This is a genomic window from Elusimicrobiota bacterium (assembly GCA_016721625.1).
Classification (GTDB): domain Bacteria; phylum Elusimicrobiota; class Elusimicrobia; order FEN-1173; family FEN-1173; genus JADKHR01.
This window is the reverse complement of the sequence record JADKHR010000001.1, coordinates 1,036,413-1,062,627: the sequence shown is the minus strand read 5'-3', so window position 1 is coordinate 1,062,627 and position 26,215 is coordinate 1,036,413. Positions and strand designations below refer to the sequence as shown.

The following is a 26,215-nucleotide window of genomic DNA, read 5'->3' as shown; positions in this document are numbered from 1 at the left end:
GGGGTCGATCCCGAGGCGGCTAGACCTCAGGAGGAGACCATGAATATACCCACGCCGAACTACAAAGCCATGCGGCGGAATTACCTCGTTAACCGGCGGCTTCAGTTCAAATACGCCCTGATGATCGGCGGCGTATTGGCCACCATTCTGGTCCTGATGGAGGCGCACACCTTTTTGATCATCCGAACGGTGGAGCCGGAATTCATGAACCCCGTGCTGGTCCAACCGCTCAAATCGCTTCAGATGTGGATGCTGGCCAGCGGCATGATCTACATGGTGGTGATCCCCATCCTGTCGATTTTTATTTCACACAAGATCGCTGGGCCGTTGTTTCGCTTTGAAAAAACCCTGCGGGACGCCCTTTCGTCCGAAGGGCCCATCCCTCCGATTCATTTGCGACAGGGCGACGAGCTTCAAAGTCTGGCCGACCTCATTAACCAGCTGCTGGCACGGTTGCCGCAGAACAAAAAACGCTCCTGATTTCTCCCGTTCCCCCCGGTCGCGACATTTCTTTTTGACAGAGGGCCGAGGGGTTGGTATCATAAAATCCTATGGCCAAGCTTCTGGTGGTGGATGACGAGAAAGAGTTGGTGGATCTGATCCGCCTTCTCTTGGAAAAAGACGGGCATGAAGTTATTTCCGCCCACAGCGGCACCGAGGCGCTCGAGGTCCTTTCCCGACAGACGCCCTCCATGATCTTGCTGGATGTGACCATGCCTGACATGGACGGCTACACGCTGGTGTCCAACCTCCAATCCGACGACGCCACCCGAGATATTCCCGTGATCGTCCTGACCGGCCGCGAAGGATTGCGGGAGACTTTTGAATTGTTCTCTAACGTGGTGGGCTTCGTCCTCAAACCTTTCGACGTCAAGGATCTCCGCGCCCGCGTCCAAACCTCCCTCGAAAAGGCCGCGGCCCGCTAGCCGCGTTTTTCCTCCCGTGGCCGAAGAGCTCCCGCGTTCCTCTTTGGAAGACCTCGTTTCCCAGCGACGGGGCAAGCTTGCGTCCTTCCGCGCCGCGGGGGTCCATCCCTTCCCGACCCGGTTCGATTTTTCCGACGGCGCCGCGGGCCTGGCCGCCCGGCACGCCGCGCTCCCCACCGGGGGGCACGCCGAAGAGACCGTCTCCCTCGCGGGACGCCTCGTCACCCGGCGGGACATGGGCAAAACCATTTTCGCCCACCTCCAGGATCTTTCCGGAAAACTCCAGATTTATCTCAAGAAAGACGAGTTGGGCGAGGCCTTCGCCTCTTTCCAGAACGGGGTGGATTTGGGGGACATTGTCGGAGCGACGGGGTCTCCGTTCCGCACCCGCACCGGCGAGATCACTCTCCACGTCAAGACCTGGACCTTGCTGGCCAAGGCCCTCCGCCCTCCCCCGGAAAAATTCCATGGGATGACCGACGTTGAAATCCGTTTTCGCCGGCGCGAGGTGGACCTGTTTTCCAACGAAGAGGTTCGGGCCCGTTTTCTGGCGCGTCAGCGCATCGTCGCCTCTTTTCGAAGGACCCTGGCCGACCGGAAGTTTATCGAGGTGGAAACGCCGATCCTCCAATCGGTCCCAGGCGGCGCCGCGGCGAAACCTTTCCAAACCCACCACAACGCTTTGGGCCTGACGCTTCACCTCCGGATCGCTCCGGAACTTTTTTTAAAGAGGCTCTTGGTGGGCGGGCTGGAGCGCGTTTTCGAAATCGGCCGCGCCTTTCGGAACGAAGGCATCGACACCCGCCACAATCCTGAGTTCACCCTATTGGAAGCCTACCAAGCCTATACTGACGTCCACGGCATGATGGATCTCACGGAAGAACTCATTCGCGGCGCGGGCCGGGCCGCGCGTTCTTCGAACGGGGAGGGAGGAAAAGACCCCGACCTGAGGTTCTCCTATCGGAAGGCGGAGGTGGATCTGGCGGCGCCTTTCGCCCGGGTTTCCTTGGTGGAGATATTTAAAGACGTCTTGGGTCTGGACTACGCGGCCCTTTGCCGTGAAAACGGGTGGCGCGCCGCCGCCGGTCAAATGGGTTTTGACGTCCAGGATCTTCCCGATGCCAAGTGCTTCGACGCGATCCTGGACGGTAAAATTCTTCCAGGCCTTCCGGCCTCCGCCTTCCTGTTCGGTTATCCGGCGGCTTTTTCCCCTTTGGCCAAAGCGAGCCCCGAAACCCCGGACATCGCCGAACGCTTTGAACTCTTCCTCTGCGGCGAAGAGGTGGCCAACGCGTATTCCGAGCAGAACGACCCCGATGTCCAGCGAAAGCATTTCGAGGCCCAGGCCCGCCAACGCCAGGCCGGGGACGAAGAGGCCATGCCCGCCGACGAGGAATTCCTGATCGCCCTGGAGCACGGCATGCCCCCCGCCGGCGGCCTGGGCATCGGGGTCGACCGTCTGACCATGATCTTGACCGGGGTGGATTCCATCCGGGAAGTGATCCTTTTCCCGCTCCTTCGGCCCTCGGCTTGATTCGGCTGATTTTTCCGGTCCGCGGTTGATCCTCCGTCCTTTCCCTTGACCTACGAACTCTTCATCGCTCTGCGTTACTTGAAGGGCTCCCGCCGCGCTTTGGGGGGCTCCTTGACCTCCGTGATCGCGGTGGCGGGCGTGACGGTGGGGGTGGCGGCGCTCATTGCGACCCTGGCCGTGATGACGGGATTCCGGGAAGATATTCGGGCCAAGATCCTCGGCGCCCAACCCCACCTCCTGATTCAGCCCTCCTCGGATCGAGGCCTGCCGGAGCAGGACTACGCCGACCGCTTCAAGGGGATCGACGAGGCGGAATCCTGGTCCCCCTACGTCATGGGCCAGGCCCTGGCGCGGACCGAAGGGGGAACCCAGGGCGTTGTGGTCAAAGGGGTCGATCCCGCGCGGGAACCCGGCGTGACGGGTCTGGATCGGCGGTTGACGGCCGGGGATTGGAGGGCGCTTTCGAGCACGCCGGCCGCGCCGTCCAATAGTCCGGCCATTTTTCTGGGCAAGGAGTTGGCCCAAAATCTGAGAGTGACGATCGGCGATCAGGTGGTGTTGGCCGTGTCCGCCGGGCCGGACACGGGTTTGGGAACCCTGCCCTTCTTCTTTTCTTTCACGGTGGCCGGGATCCTCCAAACGGGGCTCTTCGATTACGATTCCTCCCTCGCCGTGGTCGCCCTTCCGTCGGCACAGAAGCTTTTCAATCTCAAAGGGCGGTTTTCGGGGTTGGGCGTCCGGCTGAAAGACGCCGACGCGTTCGAAGGGCCGGCCATTAAACTCCAGCAACGTTTTTCTTCCCAGGCTTGGGTTCGGTCCTGGCTGGGGATGAACCGGCCTCTCTTTGCCGCTCTGCGGCTTGAGAAAACGGTGATGTTCCTGATCCTCGCGCTGATCACGCTGGTGGCCGCTTTCACCATCCTTTCCAACCTCCTTTTGGTGACGGCCCAAAGGGTCCGGGAGATCGGCATCCTTCGGGCCATGGGGGCCACTCGCGGCGCGATCCAGCGGATTTTTCTCCTAAAAGGGTTCCTCATGGGTCTCGTGGGCACCGGGATCGGCGTGGTCCTCGGCCTCGGCATTTCGTTTCTCCTGAAACGTTATGAGTTCGTCAAATTGCCGGCCGATATTTATTATGTGGAACGCCTGCCCGTGAAGGTGGTCGCCGGGGACGTGGCTCTGGTGGCCGCGGCGGCCGTGCTCATCGTTCTCTTGGCCACGCTTTATCCGTCCCGGGCGGCCGCGCGGCTGGACGCTCTCGACGCCATTCGGAGAACCTGATGGAACCGGTCGTTTCACCCGTTCTTCTTCGGGCCCAAACCCTTCAAAAGCGCTTCGGTTTCGTGGAGGTCCTGCGGGGAATTTCCTTCGATATCCGCGCCGGAGAACGGGTGGGAATCGTGGGCCCCTCCGGGGCCGGCAAGTCCACTCTTTTGCACCTATTGGGGCTGATGACGCCCGTGACGGGCGGACGGTTGGACCTTTTCGGCCGGGACGCCGGCGGGTTGACGGAAACGGAAGCCACTCGCCTCCGGAACGAAAAAATCGGTTTTCTCTTCCAGTTCCACCACCTCCTCCCCGATCTCTCCCTGCTTGAAAATGTTATGATGCCCCTCTTGATCCGGCGTCGTCCAACCGACGAGGCTCGTGCTCGCGGGGAGGATCTGCTCTGTCGGTTGGGACTGAAGCATCGCTTGAATCATCGACCGGGGGAAGCCTCCGGGGGCGAGCAACAACGGGCCGCCTTGGCTCGGGCGCTCGCCAACGAGCCCGCTTTGTTGTTGGCCGACGAGCCCACCGGGAACCTGGATCGGGGCATCGGCCGGGAGGTCGAGTCTCTCTTGCGGGAAGAAACCCAGCGGAGAGGAACGACCCTCGTCCTGGTCACCCACGACGAGGCTCTGGCCGCTCACATGGACCGCTGTCTTCTTTTGGTGGACGGACGTCTGGAGAGAGTCGATTGACGCACCGAACGTTTTCGTAGGGAACAACGCATGGGAGGAATCGTGAGCTCCGAAACCAAATCGTCGCCGTTGCCGGGAACCTCGTCGCTTCAGATTTTCATGAACGGCCGGCTGGTCCCGAAGGAACAGGCGGTCGTCTCGGTCTTCGATCACGGTCTTTTGTATGGGGACGGGGTTTTTGAAGGAATCCGCGCCTACAACGGGCGGGTGTTTCGGCTCCAGGAACATTTGGATCGATTGTACCGGTCCGCCCGGGCGATCGTGTTGGACGTGGGCCTGACGCCGGAGGAGATGCAAACGGCGGTGCTCCAGACCCTTCGCGCCAACGGACTTCGGGACGCCTACATCCGCCTCGTGGTCACCCGCGGAGTGGGGGATTTGGGACTCGATCCCAAGAAATGTCCCCGGGCCACGGTGTTCATCATCGCCGATAAAATTGCCCTCTACCCGGAAGAGTGTTACACCCGGGGCCTCGAGGTGAACACCGTTTCCACGCGCCGCAATTCCAGTCAGGCGTTGAACCCCAACATCAAATCGCTCAATTATTTAAACAACATTTTGGCGAAGATCGAGGCGGGTCTCTCCGGCGCCCGGGAGGCCATCATGCTCTCTCTCGAGGGCTACGTGGCCGAATGCACGGGGGATAACATCTTCTTCATTAAGGGAGACCGTCTGGTCACGCCGGCCACGGCCGCAGGCGCCCTGGAGGGGATCACGCGCGCCGCCGTCATGGAACTGGCCCCGGCGGTGGGTTTGACGCCCGAGGAAAAACTTTTCACTCCCTTTGATCTCTACACGGCGGAGGAGGTCTTTTTGACGGGGACCGCCGCGGAGGTGATCCCGGTGGTGCGGATCGACGCTCGCCCGATTGGGCAGGCAAAACCGGGGCCCAAAACCCAACGGCTGATCGAGGCCTTCCACGCGCTCACCCGGCGGGACGGGGTTCCCATCTAAGCCGAGGAACTTTTTTTCAGGCGGGGCGTTAACTTAAAAGAACTCTTTGACAGGCATGGGAAAAGGGTTTAGAATTCATCCAAGACGTTTTTTGCGGAGGACCGATGTCCAACCGATTTACTGAAAGGGCCCAGCGGGTGATCCTGATCGCTCAAGAAGAGGCGAAGCGGTTGAACCACGATTACGTGGGGACGGAGCATTTGCTCTTGGGGCTGATCGCCCTGGGGGAAGGCGTGGCGGCCCAGGTGCTGGCGAACTTGGGCGTGGACCTCCGGCGCGTGCGGGCGGAGATCGAAAAGATCGTCGGCACGGGAGACAACGTCATGTTGTTGGGTGAAATTCCTTTCACCCCGCGGGCCAAGAAAGTGTTGGAGCTTGCCGTCGAAGAGGCCCAAAATATGGGCCACAACTACGTGGGCACCGAGCACCTCCTGCTGGGCCTGATCCGGGAAGAGGAAGGGGTGGCCGCGCGGGTGTTGGAAAACATCGGCGTCCGGTTGGACGTGGTGCGGGAAGAAGTCATCTCGCTTTTAGGCGAGGGCCAGCAGGCGCAGGGACAAGCCCAGAGCGCCTCCGGGTCCGGGCCGGCGGGCCACCACCAGACGTCTCCGAAATCCAAATCCAAAACTCCGACCCTCGATGAGTTCGGCCGGGATCTGACCTTAATGGCGAAGGACGGCAAACTCGACCCCGTGATCGGCCGCGAGAACGAGATTGAGCGCGTGATCCAAATCCTCCTCCGTCGCACCAAAAACAACCCCGTGTTGATCGGCGACCCCGGTGTGGGAAAAACCGCCATTGTGGAGGGGCTGGCCCAACGCTTGTCCTCGGACGAGGCCCCGGACCTGCTCCATGGCAAGCGCGTCATGACTTTGGACCTGGCCGCCGTCGTGGCCGGGACCAAATACCGCGGAGAATTCGAGCAACGCCTGAAGAACATCATGGACGAAATCCGTCGGGCCAAAAACCAAATCATCCTTTTTATCGACGAGCTCCATACCGTGATCGGCGCGGGCGCGGCGGAAGGGGCCATCGACGCCTCCAATATGCTGAAACCCTCCCTGGCGCGGGGCGAACTTCAATGCATCGGCGCCACGACCATGGACGAATACCGCAAATACATCGAGCACGACGCGGCCCTGGAACGCCGCTTTCAGCCGATTTTGGTGGACCCCCCTTCGGTCGAAGACACCGTCAAGATTTTGAAAGGGTTGCGCGATCGCTACGAGACTCACCACAAGGTGAAGTTCGAAGACGATTCGCTGAAAGCCGCCGCCGAGCTGTCGGACCGCTACATCACCGACCGCTTCCTACCCGACAAGGCGATTGATCTGATTGACGAAGCCGGAAGCCGCGCGCGCCTTCAGGTCACCCAGCGGCCCAAAGAGATGAAAGAGCGCGAGGGGGAAATCGACAAGGTCACGCAGGAAAAAGACGGGGCGATCTCGGCCCAGGAATACGAAAAGGCCGCCAAGCTTCGGGACAAAGAAAAAGAAATGCGGCGTCTCTTGGACGAGGCCCGGAAAACCTGGCGCGACAAGCGGGACGCCACGGTGCCGGTGGTGACCGGCGAGGACATCGCGGCCGTGGTTTCCAAATGGACCGGGATTCCCACCATGAAGCTGACCGAGACCGAGCAGGAAAAATTGGTCCACATGGAAGGCGAACTGCACAAGCGAGTCATCGGGCAGGAGGAAGCCATCCAGGCCATCTCCCAGGCCATCCGGCGAAGCCGAACCGGGTTGAAAGACCCCAAAAAGCCCGTCGGAAGTTTCATATTCCTTGGACCCACCGGCGTGGGCAAGACGGAACTCGCGAGGGCTTTGGCGGAATTCCTTTTCGGCAACGAAGAGTCCCTGGTGCGGATCGACATGTCCGAATACATGGAAAAGTTTTCCGTTTCGCGGCTCATCGGCGCTCCTCCGGGCTACGTGGGGTACGAGGAAGGCGGTCAGCTGACCGAGGCCGTCCGGCGGAAACCCTACACGGTGGTCCTCTTGGATGAGATCGAGAAGGCCCACCCGGACACCTTCAACATCCTGCTCCAAATGATGGACGACGGGTCCCTCTCGGACAATTTGGGCCACCGGGTGAGTTTCAAGAACACCGTCATCATCATGACATCGAACGTGGGCGCGCGGTTGATCTCAAAGGGAAAATCCCTGGGTTTCCTCGTGCAAGACGATGCGGCCAAGGACTATGCCTCCATGAAGGACACCGTGATGGAGGAGGTTAAGAAAGCCTTCAATCCGGAGTTCCTGAACCGTTTGGACGACATCATTGTTTTCCACCCGCTCACGCGGGAGGAAAGCCGGAAGATTTTGGACCTCATGCTGGCGCGGGTTTCCAAGAAAATCGCCAGCCAAGGCTTGACCGTGGAGCTGACGGAAGAGGCCAAAGGTTTTCTTGTCGAAAAAGGCTTCGACCCCCACTACGGCGCGCGGCCGCTCCAACGGTCCATCCAGCGGCTCCTGGAAGATCCCCTGGCGGAGGACATTCTTTCCAAGAAAGTGTCTCCCGGTACGTCGGTCTTCGTGGACGTCGACGCCGCCGCCGGAAAGCTGGTTTTTTCCACCACCCCGCCCCAAAAGACCGTCAAAAGCGGTTGACCTCGGGTCGGGGTTCCCGGGCGGGGTCCGCCTGGAGCCCCGTTCGAGGAGATTCCTGATCTATGCGTTGGCGACTCCTGGGCCTGCTGTTATTTGCCGCGGCCGGCGCCGTGGCCTGGACTTTTTGGTGGCGGCCTCAGGCGGAGGATTGGATGAAGGTCCGCCTTGAATCGGACCTTTCGCGGTTTCTCGGTCAAGACGTCCGGGTGGACGCCGTCCGGCTGCATCCCCTTCTCCTTCAGGCTCAAATCGTACACCTTCGCGTGGGGCCCGCCGCCGGTCCCCTCTTCGTTTGCGACCGGTGGACCTTCCACACGGTCTTTACCGCGGATCCTTCTCCCTTCGCCCTTCTCTCCTTCACCCTCGGTCGTTCGGACGTGGACCGGCCGACCTTCCGCGTTCCTCCTCTTCCGCATCCCAGCCGGCCGCTCCCCGAGGGTTGGTGGCGGAGATTTCCGCTTCATCGGTTGAACTGGCGAAACGGGACATTTCGTTTCCCCGGCGGGGCGGACCGGGCCCCGCTCGATTTGTTTGAAACGGAGGGAACCCTCAGCCTTTCGCCCCGGGGTTTTTTTCTGGACATCGAAGGAGATTCCGTGGCGGGGCGTTTCGACGTGTCCCTGGAGGGAGCGGAGGCCCTTCGGCGGGGACTTCACCTTTCGGTTCACGGCAAGGCGAGCGTGTCCAATGCCTCTTTGGATTTTATTTCGCCCTGGCTCCCCGCCGGGAGCGGTCGGTTTCTGGGGCGAGCGGATCTCGCGGCCGAAGGGGCCCTGGACGATTTTTCCGTTTCATCTTTGGCGTGGGAGGGTTTTGGTTCAAAGGTTCGTTGGAGTTTCCAGTCGCGGTTTCGGGACGCCCTCTGGGTGCCACCAGACTCGCGCCCTAAAGATTCGGGCGTCCCTTTGACGGGGAAATTGATCGCTCGAAATGAGCGCGTGGATATCGAAGACCTTCAGTTGTTCAAGGCCCTGAACGTTTCTGGATCTTTGGGGACGGACGAAAACGGCGCCCTCGATCTCGTGTGGCGGGCGAAAGACCTGGCGCTCACGGACCTGGCGGAAAGCGGGTTCGGTTTTTTTCGGGGGGTTCCGTCCCGAGGCCGCATGGATTCGGAAGGAACGGTCAAAGGCGATCGCCGGCATCCGGACGTGGCCTGGACCGCGGAACTCCGGGACGCCGGGCTTCCGGGGTTTCTCTTGCCGACTTTGGAGGCCCGGGGGCAATGGAAAGACGACTGGTTGGCTCTTTCCGTGGATGGTCTGGGGGGGCGATTGGACGCGGAGGGGACCCTCCGCTGGAGGAATGCGGTAATGGCCCTTCCGCGGGATTCCTCCTCCGCGCCTGGCGAAATTTGGACCCTTCGGGCCTCCCGCCTGGATCTTGGCCAACTCGCCCAGCGCAACGGCTGGTCTCGCGTGGGCGGGCTGTTGAACGGATCTTTCTCCCTGGTGAACACTTCTTCCGGAACGGAGGTCTTCCGTCCGGGGGCCCTTGGGATGTTGAGGATTGATGAATTCGCATGGGGGGTTCATCAGGAGACCGCTCCGGTTCAGGGCCATCTCACCCTCAAAGAGTCGGGCCTTCAGGTCGAAGGGGCGGGGGGCGGGTTTGATCTGGACATTCGCCAGTCTTCCGGGGTCTGGCGGGTGGAGCGTTTGGCTTATGAGGCCGGAAGCCTGAAGGTTTGGGGCCGGGGATTCCTTCGGGATTTGGAGGGAAAACTTCAATTCCAGGGGGGCCTGGAAGGCCTCGGCTTGGTGGACCTTCCCCCGGTGGCCAAACGGTTTCCGTCAGTAGAGGGTCAATTTTCCGCTGAGGGCCGACTTCACGGGGCGTGGGATGATCCGATTTTCACAGGGACGGTGCGGCTCCGGAACGCCCGTTGGCGGCCGGGGGGATTCCTCCATTCCGCCGAGGCGGATCTTCGCGGAGGGCGGAAGGGGGTCTCGGTTTCCCGGTTCTCCTGGGACGACACGTTGAAGGCCGAAGGGGCCTGGCTTTTCGGGCAGGGATGGCGGTTTTCGGCGGAGTTGGACCAGGCGCGGGCGGAGCAGGCCTTCGATGTTTTCGCCGATTCCGGCGCCCTCGCCGGTCAATTTTCCGGAGGGGTTTCTCTTGCTTCAGGAAACGGGCCGGGTTTGGAAGGCTCGGTTCGTGTGAGCGCCGGGGAGGGCCACTGGGGAACGCTCCCTTTCAAAGAGGCCCGGGCGGTCCTTTATTTTCGCGGGGAGCGGGTGGACTTGGAATCCATGGAAATCCGTCAAGGAAGCGGAACTCTGAAGGCCAGGGGCGATGCCGCGCGTCGAGCCCTCAATCCAGCGTCGCCGGGAGCCGTTTGGGATTGGCGTTTGGCGGGGCGGGCGGAGTCCCTCCAAGCGGGGGCCGCCGTTCTCTCCGGGTCTTGGACAACGCGAGGGCTTTATCGCCCACGAGAAGGCGCCGGCGAGGGGGATTTGACTTCGCCCGGATTCACCCTAGGCGTAACTTCCACCACCGGGGGCGGCGGGGCCTTCGCCCCTCTGGGGCGCCGCCAGTCCTCGAAGCTCGGCGAAGAGGGCGGCAGAGCCGCTGATGGGGACCTCGGGCGGGTGGGGGGTAAGTTCTTTTGGTCGGCGGGCTCCCTTCGATTGGAGAACGTAACGAGCGAGCGGGGTTTGCGGTGGGCGGCAGAGATGGCGGGGGAGGAACGTCGCCTTTCGGGACGGGCGGAATTTCGGGATTTTTCCCTCGACGCTCTTTTTCCCAACCAATCCCGTTCGTCCGGGGCCCGTTTCGGTCGGCTGAACGGGGAGGCGGTTCTTTCCGGAACATGGGCCCGCCCGGAGGTCGATTTGAACGTCGCTCTCTCGAGCGCCGGTTGGCGGTCGGTGGACGTCACGGGGGACGTTCGCGCCCGCTGGAACGGACGCCTCGAGATCCCGCGTTTTTCTCTGCGTTTTCCGGCCGGGGGAACGTTGATGGCCAGCGGGCACTGGGACCCAAAACCAGCGGGAGGCGGCCCGGCGGCGTTGTGGGAGGGGCGGTTGGAGGGAATGTCTTTGGATCCGATTCTTCGCTCCCTCGGCGTTCCCGCTCCGTGGAATGGAACCCTCGAAGGGACTTGTTCCCTGTCCGGCTCTCCCGGTTCCCTGGGAGGAACGCTGGCCCTGGAAGGGAAAGCCCAGGGGCCGGGGGACCTTCCTGTCCAATGGCGGAGCCATTTTCGGGTCGAGGGGGCGACCGCGACTCTGGCGGAAGGCGTTGTGACCACCGCCGAGGGGCTTTGGCGGATTAAGTCTGGGAGCCGGGTCTCCCGTCTGGTCGACGGAAGCTGGGACGTTCATTTGGCGAACGACCTCCGGAACATCGGGCTCGGTCCGCTTCGTTTGTTTGGGGGGCTTTCTTTTGACGGACAAGCCTCTCCCCGGGAACGTTCCCTGTCGGGGCGCTTCGGCGCCCGCTCCCTGTGGATCAACCATCGCGTTTTCAATCAGGAACTCGCGGATTTTCGTTGGAGTTCCGGCCTCGTTGAATTCGCTCCGATCGCGGGGGCCAGGGCTTTCGTCAAAGGGCGGGTTCGGTTGGACCGATGGCCCCAAACCTTTTTTGAAAATCTGACGCTTTGGGACGAGGGTCGCCGGACCCTGGTCCTTTCTGGAGAGCTGGGACCGTCGCTCTGGGACTTCAGTTTGCAGGGGTGGGGCTTACAGGCCGAATCTCTCCTCTCCCTGGCCGATTTTGACTGGCCCGTCACGGGTCCCTGGGACGTTCGCGTGCGGGGGAGGGGGTCCCCGTCCGCTCCGGAGGTCACGGCGGATATTTCGGGCGGGCCGGGCCGATTAGGGCCGGTTCCCTACGATCGTCTCGAAACCCAGGCCGAATGGAGGGGAACCCACGTGGATGTTCAAGGCGTGAGGGTTTTTCGTCGGAAAGGTTATTTGTTGACCGGGGTGGGACGCCTGCCGATTCGTGAAGGGGAACCCGCCTCCGACCTTGAACTGAATCTTCATCTGACGGAGGGGAAGCTCGCGGTTCTAAAGGACATCTGGCCGCTTTGTCGTTCCGCGGCGGGTGAGTTTTCTGGTGAACTGCGCCTGGCGCCCGGCGAGGGCTTTCCCCGGGCTCTGGGAGCTTTCCATTTACGTAACGGGCGTCTGTCTCTTCAGACCTACGCGCCCCGCGTCACGGACCTGAACGCGGAAGTTGTTTTTGACAACGACCGGGCGCGGGTGGAACACGCGAGGGCCCGGGTGGGGAGCGGATGGATCGAGATGGCGGGAGACATCGGGATTCACGGGTTTTCCCCCGTGGATTACGACCTTTCCATCCAAAGCGACGGTTCTCGGGGCGTGGCAGTGGAGGTCCCTCAACTGAGCGTGCCCCCGGGCCCCCTTTTGGGACGTTTTTCGTTTTTGTCGGATAAACTCCAGGGTATTTCCTATGGCGAACCCAAAGTCTCTCTCCGCTTGAAGGGGCCCCATGGGGAACATCGCATTTCAGGCCAGGTGGAGTTGGAGGGAACCCACTTCACTTACCCTCCGTCCAAAAGGGACGCGCCGGGGCCCCCGCTTCCCCGCTGGTGGCGGAACCTTTGGCGGCTGGCCACCTGGGACATTCAATTCAAAACAGGAAAGGAAACCTGGTACCGAAACGAATACGTGAATGTTCGTCTGGATGGCGGGCTTCGGCTGGAAGTGCGACCCGGGGCCTGGGCCGCGAACGGACGAGTGGAGTCCCGCGAGGGCGCCATCAGTTATCTGGGCCAGACCTTTCAGGTGAAGCGAGGCCTCTTTGAGATACTCACGGACACCCGACCCGGGCTGGGGTCCGCCGGGATCCTGCCGTTTGTGGCGGGCGAAGCCGAGCGCGTGGTGACCTCGGTGGACGCCCGGGGCCTTTCGACTGACGACACGGTTTCCATGATTGTGGACCGCGCCCTCCTGGGTGAAATTCAACCCCGGTTCGTCTCGCGGAACAATCCGGACATGAAATCCGAACGGGTGGCCATGAAGGCCTTGGGCCTTTCCAGCGACCAGCGGACTACCCAAACGGAACGAGATCAACTGCTCCGGGCGGGTCTCGTCCAATTGGTGGGTTCCAGCGCTGCCCCGCTGGCCAACCGGTTGGCTCAAAAGTTCGGAATTGGTATGATCTCGGCAACCTACGAACCGCCCGAGACCACTGAACCTGTGCCGACGGCGGCCAACCCCGACCCCAAACCCGTTGGTTCCGCAAACGTCAGTCCGGTGGCGGCCTATTTGCGGGGCGCTGGGGCGGCCGCCCGGATCCGGTTGTCCGAGCGGTTTTTTGGAGTTTATAAAGTCAAACTGGATGAGGCCAAAAATCAAACGTACTTCCGGGACCAATTGGAGCTTGTCTATCGGCTTAAGGGGAGCCTTTACGTGCGGGCCAGCACGGAATTGGACTCCAAGGATTTGCTTGGCCAGCCTCCGGAACGAAGGGCTTTCCTGGAAAACCAGTGGCGCTTTGGCTTGCCCCTCAAGAACCGAAAAAATAACGCGGCCAAGCCGATAAAATGACGCGCCTTCGGTCTTCGCCTCGCGGTCTTCCTGGGGTTCTTTTCGTCAGTGCCTTCCTCCTCTTCCCTGCCCGCCGTGTTTCCGCCGAGGACCTTCCTCCGACGGTCGGAGAAATCACCGTGGAAGGCAACCGTTTCACCAAGCCCGGGGCCGTGCTATCCAAAGTGAAGGTCCGGAAGGGCGACGTGATGACCGATCCCGCTTTCAGGGGCGACGTCGATCGTCTTCTGGAGTCGGGTTTTTACGAGGATGTCGAGGTGGCCGTGGAGGACCTTCCAGGGAAGAAAGACGCCCGGGGCGCCGGCAAAGTTCGGGTCACTTTCAAAATCAAAGAACGGCCCCTCATCCGCCGGGTGGACTTCAAGGGCAACCTCAAACTGGGCGAATCGAAGTTTCGGGAAGGGCTGGTTTCCAAGCCGGACGAACCCTACGATCGGTTTAAGGCCGCCCAGGACGTTTCCAAAATTCTTTCGGTCTACCATGAGGAGGGCTACCTGGACGCCGCGGCCGAATCTTACACCTCCCTCGATCCACGGACCAACAAGGTCATTTTGACGTTCTTCCTCACGGATGGACGCCGCGTGACGGTGAAAGACGTCCAGGTGGCGGGCGCCCGGGCCATGTCCGAAGGCGCGGTACGAAAGGTTCTCAAGAACACCCGGAAAAAAAAGGTGTTCAAAGAAGAAACCCTGAAAGAAGACGTGGCTTTGCTGGTGGAAGCCTACCGCAACAAAGGGTTCTTGGAAGTCGCCGTGGATGACAGCCGGCGGGAATTCACCCCGGACGGCAACCAAGTCACTGTTTTCATCTCCATCACCGAAGGGCGACGCTACACCGTGGGTTCCTTCTCCTTTGAAGGGTCCACCCTGTTCACGGAATCCCAGTTGAAGAAAGCCGTGGCCCTTCAACCCGGCAAACTCTACGACCAGTCCAAAATGGACGAATCCCTGCGGAACCTCCACGATCTCTACAGCGATAAGGGGTTTCTGCGCGCGGAGGTCACCCCGGAAACCAAGACCCAGCCCCAGGACGGCGAAAAGGGAACGGTGGACCTTCGATTCTCCTTTGTCGAAGGTTCGGTGGTCTACGTGGACCGGATCTACATTGACGGCAACACCTACACCAAAGAGAAAGTGATCCGCCAGGAGCTCCTGCTCAAGCCCGGAGACGTTTTTTCCGCGACCAAGATGCGCCGATCCATTGAACGGCTGTATAACCTGGGCTTTCTGGAGGACGTCCAGGTCGATGTTCAACAACCGAAGTCGCCGGAAAAGGCGGACGTGGTTTTCTCGGTGAAAGAGGGAAAACCGGGCACCCTCTCCGCCGGAGCCGGGTTCTCCAGTTTGGACGGGTTGGTGGGGACCCTCCAAGTTCAGCACTCCAACGTTTTTGGTTACGGCCAGCACGTCAACGTCATGTGGGAATTCGGTCGAAAACGGCAAAACTATGAGCTCGGATGGACGGACCCCTGGTTCCTCGGGAAACCCATGAGTTTTGGCGTGGACCTCTTCGACACGGTCCGGACCCTTCCCTTCCAGGGGGACAGTTTCGCCTACAAGAAAGGCAACCGCGGTTTCGGGCTCCGGGCCGGCCCCCGCCTGTCGGACCAACTCTCTTTAATCGAAAATTACAGTTACGAACGCGTCCGTGTTTTCGATGTGGATCCTAAGTTCGTCGGCAACCTGAATCCCGCCATGAATATCACCCCGTCGGACGATATTAAATCCGCCGTGACCACGGGCGTGGTGCTGGACACCCGGGACAACGTTTTTGACGCCAATCGCGGCGGCCGCCACAGCGCCACCCTGGAATACGCCGGCGGACCCCTGGGGGGCGATTTGAACTTTTACAAGCCGGAACTCTCCGTGGCGCGGTATTTCCCCACCTTTTGGAAGTTTGTTCTCACGCTCTCGGCCCGCGGCGCCTACATCAAGACTCTCAAAAATATCGGCGGCACCGTGGCGTTCTCCGAGCTGTTCCGCATCGGCGGCGTCGATACGGTTCGCGGCTATGACATCGGCGAGGTGGGGGTGGACGGCGGAAAGGCCTTCACCGTGTTTAACGCCGAATATAAATTCCCCATTGTTCAAGAAAACAAGAAAACGATTCTCCAGGGAGCCTTCTTCGCGGATTTGGGCGGATGTTGGCCCAGCGTGAGCACCATCGATTGGAGCGTCGGCACGGGTTTGTTGCAGATGAAAGCCGGCGTCGGTTTCGGGATCCGGTTTAAGACACCGGTCTTCCCCATCCGCCTGGACTGGGGCTGGGGCTTGAACCATCGTCCCGACCAACCCAAGAGCCAGTTTTACTTCACCATCGGAAATATTTTTTAGGAGCGTCTCCTATGTCCCTGACCACCGAAAGCCAGGTCACCTGGCGGTTGGCCGAGCGGCGCGATGTCCCCTCTCTCTTGGAAATCGAGCGGTCCTCCTTCTCCACTCCTTGGACCTGGGGGGAGCTGGAGGAAGAGTTGGACAAGCCTTCGGCTCGGGTTTGGGTGGCGGCGGAAGAGGACCAGGTGGTGGGTTTTGGCATTCAATGGTTCATCGCCGGGGAATCGCAGTTGGCCAACATCGCCTTTCGCTCGGACCGCCGGGGCCAGGGGCTCGGACGGAAAATGATGGAGCGTCTTCTGGAGGAAGCCCAGAGGGAAGGAATGGAGAAGATGACCCTGGAAGTTCGCGTGGACAACCGGCCCGCCCTGGAGCTCTACCAACGGCTGGGCTTTATTGAAACCAGCCGCCGCGCTCGGTTCTACGAGGATCAGGCCGATGCGGTTCTGATGGAGAAAAAACTTGAACCTGGTTCGAGAAACTGAAACCGGGGCGGGGGGCGCCGTTCTTCGGCGCGGTCCCTGTCGGTGGGGAGTCTTCGGCGGTTTGGTTCTTCTCTTTCTCCCCGGAGCCCTTCGGGCCGACGAGTGTTGGGATTGTTACCGGCTCTTCTTAAAGGGCCTTTTGGCCGAGAACGCGGGCCGGACCGCTTCGGCGTTGGAGGCCTACCAGCAGGTTCTCCAGCGGGATCCAGGGGCCGGTTTTCTTCATTTTTCTGTGGCCGAAGCGGCCCTACGGTCCGGTCAGTCGGAGGTGGCTCTTGGGGCTGCCCGACAAGCCGTGGCTCTTTCCACGGGGAACGCGGAGGGCTATCTTTTGCTTGGGCGAGTGCACCTGGCCCGGGGAGAGAATGGGGAGGCCCAGGCCGCTTTTGACCAGGCCTTTCGCCTCGATCCTTCCAACATTGAAGCCCTGGGGTGGGCGGCCAGCCGCCGACAGATTTCCGATCCTCAAGGGGCCCGCGGCCTTTACGAAAAGTTTCTCACGTCCAACCCCGAAGCCGATGAGGTGCGCGCTCGCCTGGCGGAAATTCAACAACAACAGGGGGACGTTCCCGGCGCGGAAGCGTCCTGGAAGAAGGTCCTGGAGCTGGACCCGTCCAACCCAGACGCCCCCTTGGCCCTGGCCGGTCTCTACGACGTGCGGGGAGACACCGCCGCGGCCATCGCGGCGTACGAAACCGTCCTGGAAAAAACCCCCGACAATCCCGAAGTGTTGACGCGGCTCGGTCAACTCTATTACTCCCAGGGCCGCCTGGAGGATTCGCGGGATCGGTTTGATCGCGCCTTGCGTTTGTCGCCCGAGGACGAAAGTTTGCATTTCTGGCGCGCGCTGGTGGCTCAGGAAGGAGAGCATTGGCAGGAGGCCGCGCTCCATATGGAGCGGGTGGCCAAAACCAGCCGGGAACCGGGGGTTCTGCTTCGGTTGGCCTCCTATTACAGCCACCAAGACAAACCCCAGGAAGCCCTTCAGGTTCTGAAACGTCTGCAAAAAACCCAGCCCAACAACCCCGATTTTATGTTCTATCTCGCCTTGTCTTATGAGGACATGGAAAAGCCCCGGTCGGCGATCCGCTGGCTGGACCGCGCACTCGCCAAGGATCCCAACCGAGCGGACCTGCATTTCCATGCGGCGATCAACTGGGACAAGAGGAAGCGTTTCGATCGGGCGACGTCTCACCTTCTGAGGACCATTCAACTGGACCCTCGCCACGGGGTGGCGCTGAACTATCTGGGTTACAGCTGGGTGGACCGCAACGAGCGGTTGAGCGAGGGGCTGGAATTGATCCAGCGAGCCGTGGCCCTGGAGCCGGATAATCTCGCCTTTCGGGATTCCCTGGGATGGGCCTATTTCCGGCTCGGACGTTTGACCGAGGCGGAAGCGGCCCTGGGCCCCGTCGCCCGGGCCGCCAACGATCCCGTGGTCTGGTCCCATTACGGGGATGTGCTCGAATCGCTGGGACGCCACCCCGAGGCCGTGCGGGCGTGGCAGGAGGGATTGCTGTTGGACCCCCGTCAACCCGATCTCTTGAAACGTTTGGGAGAGGAAGGCGGGCCGACCCGGGTCGTACCGCTCTCCGCTCCGCGGACGCTTTTGAAGCGGGTGGAAGGAAATTTTCGGCAATTGGCTTCCCTCTCCGGCGTGGCGGCCGTCAGCGTGCGCGTAGACGGTCGCGCCTTGGCCGGGCATGGGCTTTTTTATTATTCTCGGCCGGGCCTCTTTCGCCTGGAAGTGTTGGGGCCTTTTTTCGCTCCCCAAGCCGTTCTGGTCTATGACGGGAAGGCGACTCATTGGGTCCCGTCCGGCCTGGGGTCGGGGCAGGAGGGGCCCTGGCTGGCCCTTTGGGCGGAAGTTCTGTCCGGGGAGTTTTTTAAAAAGTTCGATGACCCAGCCGTCTCGGTTCGCCAAGAGGGAACGACCGTGGTTTACAACGGTCCGGCGGGGGAGCTCCGGCTGGACGCTCGGGAGAAGTCCATGGTCCAAGCGCGGATCTCTCCTCCCGGGTCGGCCCCGCTCCTTCTTAAGTTCCGGGGACCCCGGGAGGAAGAGGGGCTGATTCTCCCCGGGGTGGTGGAAGGAGAATCGGAGGCCGATGGGTTTGGGTTTACCCTGCGTTTCTCCCGCCTGGCGGTGAATCCCGCCTTGGCGGCCACGCTTTTCATCCCGGCGCCGTGAGCCCCGCGCACCGGGCGCTGACGCTGGCGTCGCCTTCCAAAATCAACCTGTTCCTGGAGGTCCTGCGGCGCCGGCCCGACGGTTACCACACCCTCTCCACCCTTTTCCAGGAAATCTCCCTCTCCGACACCCTGCGGGTCCGCGCCCGGGCGACGTCGGCGACGACTCTGGTCACGAACGAGGGGTCCCTGCCGACGGACGAAACCAATCTCGTTCTCCGGGCGGCCCGGGTCTTCCAAGACGCCTTCCCCACAACCCCGGGTTTCTCTTTTTCGCTCACCAAACGGATTCCCATCGGGGCGGGTTTGGGCGGGGGGTCGGGGAACGCGGCCGCGGCGCTCAAGGCCTGCTGGTCTCTGGCGACCGGCCGCTCCCCCGTCCGGGCCCCCTGGGAGGCGCTTCTCCCGCTGGCGCGCCGGCTCGGAGCGGATGTGCCCTTCTTCCTGCGCGGGGGCTTGGCCTCGGCCGGGGGCGTGGGGGACCGTTTGACCTTTCTTTCACCGCGCCGGGGTCGAACCTTCCATTTTGTTTTAGTTTTTCCCAGAATTTTCTCCTCCACTCCAGAAGCCTACCGGGCCCTCCGATTCCCCTTGACGAAGCGCCGTTCCGGCCTTAAACTAACGCGGGCGATTCAGGACGGCGCGTCTCCGCGTCTTTGGGCGCCCTGGTTGTTCAATCGGCTGGAAGAGGCGGTTCTCCCTCGGTTGGTGCCCGTGGCCCAAGTGAAAGAGGCTCTTTTACGCGCCGGGTGTCTGAACGCGTTGATGACGGGCTCCGGATCGTCCGTTTTCGGGGTGGTCGAGAACTCCAGACACGGTCGGCAGGTGGCGGCGCGGCTACGCGGGGAGCCCTGGGATGTCCGGCTGGTGTCGTCCGTGCTACGCCGCCTTTCAAGCACGACGATGGTCGACGAGGTGGGTTCTCATGGAAATCACCGAAATTCGCGTCACTCTCCGCACGGAGGACAAGCTCAAGGCCTTCGTCACGGTCACCTTTGATAAGTGTTTCGCCGTTCGCAACATGAAGGTCGTGGAGGGAGAGAAAGGCCTCATGCTCTGCATGCCTTCCCGAAAACTGGCGGACGGGACGTTTAAAGATGTGGCCCACCCCATTCACAGCGAATTTCGGACTTACCTTGAAAAAAGGATTTTCGTCGCCTACGAGCAGGAAATAAAAAAAGTTCCGCCGCCAAGCTCGCCCCCCCCGGCTTTTCCCTGAACCCGCTTCCTTTTTTTTAAGCGTCATCCACCGACGGTCTTTGGCCCTTGGCCATTTATTTGATATGATCTGCGGGCGTTTTCCGTCGAAGAAGTTCGGGGCCTCGCCGCTTGAGAGGCGCCTTTTTTCGTCGGGTTCGCCAGATGGGGCGTCGCCAAGCGGTAAGGCAACGGCCTTTGGAGCCGTCATCCCTAGGTTCGAATCCTAGCGCCCCAGCTTTTTTATCGCTATTTATCCGCCCTGTCTCCTCCCAGAACGGCCCTTCCTCTTCGCATGGATCATTTACAATAATGTTACAAGCCCTTAAGAAAAAAGCTCGTTCTAAATCGCTAAAGTTTGTGCCAATGAATGGAAAAGGGTTCTCCCGGTTGTTGGCGGCGGGCATCGCTGTTTCGTATTTCGGAACCCAGACCCTGTTCGCCCATGTTCCGGAATCTTCTTTTTGGGCGGAGCGGCGGCGCTCGAGAAACCGTCCGGCCTCCGTGTCATTGGCCTCCGCCTCGCTCCGGGTTTCTGAGGGGGCGAAGGGGCTCGATCCTTGGGCTGTTTTGCCCTTGGCGGCCTCGGTTGCCCTCGCTTCTTCGCCCCCCGCCTTTGTCACGGAGGGTCTGCCTCCCTCTTTTCTCATTCGTCACCGTGGGCTTCTCTCCTCTCTTTCCAATGGGTTCGGTTCGATTCGAAAGGTTTCGCTTCCTTCAAAGGGGGCCCCCTCCGCGCCCATCGTTCTCCACATCCAGGACATCCATTTAAACGCGGAAGCCCAACTCAACATCAGTCGGACGGTTCAGGATCTCCTTTCCCATGGGCGAGTCGGGGGTGTGGCTCTGGAGGGAGGCTTCGCTCCCTTGGGCCTGAACCCCTTTCGGACCTACCCGAATAGGAAGGCCATCGGTTTGGCGGCGGATTTCCTCCTCAAAAATGGCGAAATCTCAGGTCCTGTTCATGGCGCCGTGCTCGCCCGCACGTCGGTCCCCCTCGTCGGCGTCGATGATCCGATCCATTATCGACTGAACGTGGAAGCCTATCGGCGGTCCGAGTCTCGGGCGGCGGACATGAAAGCAATTCTGGCTGGGCTTCGGGTTGAGTTGGAAGCGGAAAAAGCGACCGTTTTTCATTCCTCCCTTAAAGCCTTTGACCAGGCGGTTCAACGGTTCAGGGAAAGGAACGGTTCCCTGAGCGATTACGTTAGAGCGATCGCGGCGGCCAGAGGGGGACAGGTTCCAACCTCGATTGAAAAATATCTAAGCGCCCTGGTTTTGGAAGAATCCTTGGATTTCCAAAAGGTGGAACGGGAACGGGGGGAAGTGATCGATCGTTTGGTTCGCGTTCTCTCTCCCGATGAATTGGAGGAACTCAGCCAAAGAAGCGCCTCCTATCGGTTGGCCCGCACCCGCTACGGTGAGTTCTATGGATACGTGAGGGATCTCTGCGGGAAGCACGGGGTCGCGTTTTCCCGTTACCCGGCGCTGGACCGTTACGTTCGCTATGTCCTTGAGGCGGACCGGATCGACGCCGAGGATCTCTATCGGGATTTGGAACGGTCCGAATCGGAGATCTACGGTTCTCTCACGACCTCTTCGCGGGAGCGCTTTCTTGTTAGGCAATCCAGACGTCTCTCCCTGCAGACGAAACTGGTCGATTTTTCTTTATCCCCCGCTGAGTGGGAGGATTACCGCGCCCTGAGCGCGGGCGAAGGTTCTCTTGATCTTAAGCTCTTCGAAAACTTTTACATCGAGGCTCAGGCTCGGGACGAGGCCATGGCCCGGAATCTCCTGTCGGCGCAAGGGACCGCCGGGGCCCCCGTATTCCTTTTGGTTACGGGCGGTTTCCACTCCCCGGGGCTCACCCGGCGGCTGACGGAAGCGGGGTGCGCCGTCATCCGTTTCGTCCCCCGGATCGATTCCGTTCAGGGGACCCCGGCGCTCTCCGTTTTCACACGGGAGAAAACCCCGCTCGACAAACTCTTTTCGGGAGAAAAACTTTTCCTGGCCCCGCCGCCGATCGCGGCGACGGCGCTTCCCGCCGCGGCCGCGGCTGTGAATGCGGCCGAAGAAATCGCCAACGGACCGGCCGATTTCGCGGATGAAAAAAAGGTCAACCATACTTTCGGTCTTCCGGTGGACGCTCAAACCGCCGCGGACAAGTCCGCCGGCGCCGCCGACGTCGGTCTGTCGAAGGAGGGTCTCGCTCTGGGCACCGTTTCTTTCCGACTGCAACCGGACGGACTTCAATCCGATGCTCTGATCCCGGGGAAACGAAGTTGGCTGGGCACCTTGGGCGAAAAACTTCGGGTTCCCCTCACGGCCCTCTGGTTGCAATGGCCCTACCGGTGGCGGATGCGGTTTGACCCGCGCCTGTGGGAGGTCCTTCGGAACGGAGCGAAGGAAGGGAACCTCGCCTTTGAATTTCGGGAGGGAAATGTTTTTGTTCATCCCCGGGAACGCGCGGCGGGACACGACCTCTTCAAGAGCCTGAAAGAACTTTTCAAGGAAGAACGCCAAATCAACGGCGGGTTCGATAGCGCGAAGGACACGGAAGGAAACCCGGAACCGACCCATTTCATCACGATTGAAGAGGATGGGAACCTTGTCGATTACGCCGTTTTCGATCCTCAAGGCGGGGTGGGGGTGAGACACAACCCCACGCCTGAAAACTTGCGCGGCGCATCGATGGTCGCCATTCAAAACACCGATCGCGCCAAACGTCCGGGGTTGGGGGGGGCGGGCCCGTCGGTGGCGGACGCGCGGACTCCGCGCCGTAAAGCGGAAGAAAATCCGGCCATGTACGTTCTCCAGCCGGACTACATCAAGGACCATTTCGGGAAAGAGATGTGGTTGCGATGGCGCTCCCAGGGGGATCGCGTCTGGTGGTTCACCTGCAACCCCTTTCCCATCTGGCCCTACGACTCCACCCATGGACCCCTCGACCAGTTTTACCACGCGATCTTTTCCCGAGGGGACGGGAACGTTCCGCAAACCTTCATGGATTCCAAGGAAGCCATTAGGGATGTCCTTGAGGCTTTGGGGGAAATCAACGCCTCGGATGATCTGCAAGGGAAAGAAGGGGTCCGGGGCGCCATCAATGGGTGGTTCTACGGCGATCATTTCAAAGCGGGCGCCTCCCAAAACCAAGCGCACGCGCATTTCCTTCGATTTCCTTTTCCTCTCGAGCGGGCCCCCACTCGGGAGGTGGGCCGGGCCGGGACCGTCACCGTTTCCGTCGTCGATGACGGGTTGGGCACGGGCCTTGTGTTGGAAGCCGATGAAAACCATAAGGACGCCTTAGCTCTCCAGGCCCACCTCGCCGTCCAGGCGATCACCGCCAAAGGACACAGCTTTAATTTGTTGTTGGTCCCCACGAATGGACGAATTCGAATTTTTGTCGCCGACAAAATCGCCGGGGTTCCAAAAAAAGGAGAGGAGGTCGATCCTCTGGTTCCAAAGAATTTTGAAAACGAATGGGCTTTCTCGGAGTTTGGGAGAGCGTATGTGATCGATGACCCATCTCGTTTTTATCTCCTGGACCACGCCCAATTTTCGGTTCTGGCCGATGGCGCCAACAACCCCGCCGCCCTGGTCAAGGGATGGAAAGCGGATGGTCGCGCCGCGGTGGACCCCACCCTTGGGGCGAGGATCCGCCTGGCGGTTCAAAGCATTCATGCTCCGCCCGAAGAGGTGGAAGAGTTGGCTTTGACTCTCGTTCGTTCCTGGGAGGAACCGGGTCGATCCAACGGCCGCTTGAACGATCTGGGGCCCGTGGCTTTGGGCCTCGCCTTCTTATGGTGGGTCCAACCCGCCTTGGGCGCGTTGGCCCTGTTCAGCGCCGTCCTGTGGACGGATCCCGGCGCTCGCCGTTTTTTCAAGAAAATGGTGGTTCCTCTTTCAGGCATTTTTGTGGCGTTGCTCTTGACGGTGTTGATCTGGCGGGGGCGGGGGGAGGCGGGCGCTCTTTCCTCCCTCCTGGCCGTCACCGCCGGACCTCTTTGGGATTCCGGCGCGCTCCCGCCCGGTCATCGGCCGCCGAAGACCCTTTCCGACGTCCTGGCGGGACTTCCTGAAGAAACACCCGCGCGGACCTTTCTCACGGCGATTTTCGGCGAGGTTTCCGAATGCCAGGTCGACGTCGTTCCCGAGGAACAATGGGCGGGATGGGTGGCGCGGGTTCATTTGGCCGACGTGCCGGAAAAGGAGCAGATTCTGACGCCCCTCCAAAGCTTTCAACGCGAGATGGGAACGCTGATCGGAAAGGGAAAAGTGGCCACCGTTTTGGATCTTTTCGTGAACGATCAAGGCTGGGTGGCCGGGATCTCGCCTGTCGTGGAGGGCCGTCGAGAGTGGCTCTACATGGATTTGTTGGATTTCCATTTTCCCATGGGACGATGGAGGAAGGGGGGCTCTCCCCAGATCTTTCAAAACTCTTGGGACGATATTTTCCCGGTGGCCATCTCCAGCCGGAACCAGCTGATGAAAATCGGGCGTCGGAAATTTTCCGGCTCCCAATATGTCGAGGTTCTTCTGGAGAATTCGTCCGGGCCGAACGTTCGACTGGTGAGCCTCATGAACAGCGCGGATCGCCGGGGCCCTGAGAAGGGAGCGGGGCGCCTTTCCGATTTTATGGAATATTTGTTTCCCGTTTTTCCGGGCGTTTTTGCTCCGGCGACGTGGGACTTTCGGGTGCAATACATGGACCTCGTGTATTACCGCGCCCTGCGGGCGACCGAAGACCGATTGTTCAACTGGCCCCAGGGGGCTGGGTCTCGAACGTTGGTCCTGGGAGCGGGTTCCGGTTTTGATTCGCTGATCGCGGCCCGGCATACCGCCGGCGAGATATGGGCGGCGGACATTAATCCTTTAGCCTTGGAGAACACCCGCTATGTGTTCCGTCTCCATGGGATGGAACATCGCCTTCGAACCTTCCAACTGAACAACGCCGCGGACTCGGAGGGAAAACTTTGGCTGGTGTGGGGTCCCCAGGGTCAACCGTTGGCCCGAAAGAATGGCGACCCGGAGGGCGATCCAGTGAAGTTCGACCTCGTGCTCTGGAATATGCCGTCTTATTCCAAAACGGAAGCGTCGTTGGATCCGCAAAACCGCGCGCCCTCCGAGTTGTTTGACGGTGCCGGTTACAGCGTTCTCCGCACGTTGGCCAACGCCCTCCCCCGGTTGTTGAAACCGGGGGCTTCCGCTTTGTTGTGGAACATGGAACAAACGGACGGGATGGGCAACCCCATTGTTGAGTCTGCGTTGGCGACCGCGGGAAACTATGACCCGAACGCGGGGTTTCCCTTGATCAAAGGGGGTGTGCATCCCGCTCCGCGGGTGATGGAGGTTCGCGTTCGAACCGATGCAAAGATGGACACCAACCTTTTCGTCGTGCGCCACCCACCGGGCTATTCGGAGGGGCCCGAACCCGGGCTCGCCATGGACCGGGGTGGGGAAAGTTCCGCCTCCGACCAGGTCTCCGTGGTGGCAAAGGCCCTGGCGTCTTTAATCGAGCGACGAAGAGGAAATCGACCTGCGGCGGCCGAGGAGATCAAGGCCATCCTCGCGGGCCGGGAACTCCTTTTGGGTTTGGGGGAGGAACATTTGCGGGGGCGCCTGGAAGACCGTCTTTGGTTGGACTCCTTGAGGAAAGGAACGGGCCCTCTGGGACTTGATTTTCCAACGGCGCGGCGGCTCCTTCTGGAGGGCTTCTGGAGCGCTCGCTCCCTGAATTTCGGGGAGGCGGTGCCAGCGGGCCGCGTCCAAGACCGTCGGTTGGATATTCTTCTTCTGACCAAGGAAAACGCTGGGAACCTGCCCTCTTTGATCGGCGAATGGTCGCGGATCAACGGCCGGGGCGAAAACGAGATGACGGTGATGGCGTTGGATCCTGAGGCCCGGCGCGCTGCGGATTCGTGGAGGGAGCAACGGAACGGGTCCGAACGGGTCCGCTGGGTCGACGCGTCCTCCTCCGTCATCCGGGACTCCCAGGGGCTCCGGATGGCCTTGAGCGCGGTGGAAAGAAGCGTCCCGGCCGATCTTCGGGCCAGGCATTTCACCGGGTGTGTGTTGTTGGTGCCTCCCGCGCTTGAGATTGATTGGAACGGCTCCGCTTCAGGGCTCTTTGAAAACGCCCTCGTTTTCATCCTCGATCAACTGAAGGCCGTCCCCGTTCAAAAGGGCGATCTGAAACAGATTGACCGTTTGGCTCGGGCGATCTCCTCCGCGGCTTAATTTCCGATCTTTTTCTGAGCGCTGTTTCCCGGAGGAGGGGGTAACGGCTCAAAAGGCGGACATTTCCGCCCTGAAATTTTTCACAGCAAATCCCCCCAGCCCCCCTTTAGGAAAGGGGGGAATATCCCAGGTCCCTTTTTCTCCCCCCTTCGGAAAAAGGGGGGCTGGGGGGATTTGCCGTAGACTGAAAATCAATGGAACCTTCCCCTTCCCCCTCCTTGCGAAGGAGGGGGAAAAAACAGTTTCTCCGCTTCTTAACACGGC

At 60.9% G+C, this 26,215-nt stretch carries 14 protein-coding genes and 1 tRNA gene; all 15 read left to right on the top strand.

The annotated features are described in order from the left end of the window. Positions 1-39: 39 nt before the first annotated feature. The 15 genes from IPP35_04475 (at position 40) to IPP35_04405 (ending at position 25,951) form a co-directional block, all read left to right on the top strand. Positions 40-480 (top strand): hypothetical protein, encoded by a 441-nt coding sequence (locus IPP35_04475; GenBank protein ID MBL0058359.1) that lies wholly within the window; start codon positions 40-42, stop codon positions 478-480. A gap of 71 nt (positions 481-551) precedes the next feature. Continuing rightward, a complete protein-coding gene (locus IPP35_04470; protein MBL0058358.1) occupies positions 552-926 on the top strand; it encodes a response regulator in 375 nt (124 codons plus the stop codon). Positions 927-969: 43 nt separating this feature from the next. Beyond that, entirely contained in the window at positions 970-2,460 is a 1,491-nt protein-coding gene (gene lysS / locus IPP35_04465) for a lysine--tRNA ligase (protein MBL0058357.1), read from the top strand. A 45-nt stretch (positions 2,461-2,505) separates the two neighbouring features. Next, a complete protein-coding gene (locus tag IPP35_04460) occupies positions 2,506-3,741 on the top strand; it encodes an ABC transporter permease (GenBank protein MBL0058356.1) in 1,236 nt (411 codons plus the stop codon). After that, positions 3,741-4,424, top strand: a complete 684-nt coding sequence (locus tag IPP35_04455) for an ABC transporter ATP-binding protein (protein MBL0058355.1) — start codon at positions 3,741-3,743, stop codon at positions 4,422-4,424. The genes IPP35_04460 and IPP35_04455 overlap by 1 nt, the downstream gene beginning before the upstream one ends. A 30-nt stretch (positions 4,425-4,454) precedes the next feature. Continuing rightward, positions 4,455-5,378: a branched-chain-amino-acid transaminase gene (ilvE, locus tag IPP35_04450; GenBank protein ID MBL0058354.1), complete on the top strand. Its 924-nt coding sequence runs from the start codon at positions 4,455-4,457 to the stop codon at positions 5,376-5,378. Between the two features lie 104 nt (positions 5,379-5,482). Next, positions 5,483-7,987, top strand: a complete 2,505-nt coding sequence (locus tag IPP35_04445; GenBank protein MBL0058353.1) for an ATP-dependent Clp protease ATP-binding subunit — start codon at positions 5,483-5,485, stop codon at positions 7,985-7,987. Positions 7,988-8,049: 62 nt separating this feature from the next. Next, positions 8,050-13,509, top strand: coding sequence for a translocation/assembly module TamB domain-containing protein (locus IPP35_04440; GenBank protein ID MBL0058352.1), 5,460 nt, complete (start codon positions 8,050-8,052; stop codon positions 13,507-13,509). Further along, complete coding sequence (bamA, locus tag IPP35_04435; protein ID MBL0058351.1) at positions 13,506-15,842, top strand: outer membrane protein assembly factor BamA; 2,337 nt, start codon at positions 13,506-13,508, stop codon at positions 15,840-15,842. The genes IPP35_04440 and bamA overlap by 4 nt, the downstream gene beginning before the upstream one ends. A gap of 11 nt (positions 15,843-15,853) precedes the next feature. Beyond that, positions 15,854-16,327, top strand: coding sequence for a ribosomal protein S18-alanine N-acetyltransferase (gene rimI / locus IPP35_04430; protein MBL0058350.1), 474 nt, complete (start codon positions 15,854-15,856; stop codon positions 16,325-16,327). After that, entirely contained in the window at positions 16,305-18,518 is a 2,214-nt protein-coding gene (locus IPP35_04425; protein ID MBL0058349.1) for a tetratricopeptide repeat protein, read from the top strand. The genes rimI and IPP35_04425 overlap by 23 nt, the downstream gene beginning before the upstream one ends. After that, on the top strand, positions 18,515-19,516 hold the full coding sequence (gene ispE / locus IPP35_04420) for a 4-(cytidine 5'-diphospho)-2-C-methyl-D-erythritol kinase (GenBank protein ID MBL0058348.1): 1,002 nt from the start codon (positions 18,515-18,517) through the stop codon (positions 19,514-19,516). The genes IPP35_04425 and ispE overlap by 4 nt, the downstream gene beginning before the upstream one ends. Next, positions 19,443-19,736 carry a septation protein SpoVG family protein gene (locus IPP35_04415; protein ID MBL0058347.1) on the top strand — a complete coding sequence of 98 codons (294 nt, stop codon included), beginning with the start codon at positions 19,443-19,445 and terminating at the stop codon, positions 19,734-19,736. The genes ispE and IPP35_04415 overlap by 74 nt, the downstream gene beginning before the upstream one ends. 144 nt (positions 19,737-19,880) lie before the next feature. Beyond that, positions 19,881-19,952, top strand: a tRNA-Gln gene (locus tag IPP35_04410). A 128-nt stretch (positions 19,953-20,080) separates the two neighbouring features. Continuing rightward, complete coding sequence (locus IPP35_04405; GenBank protein MBL0058346.1) at positions 20,081-25,951, top strand: hypothetical protein; 5,871 nt, start codon at positions 20,081-20,083, stop codon at positions 25,949-25,951. The last annotated feature ends 264 nt before the right edge of the window (positions 25,952-26,215 follow it).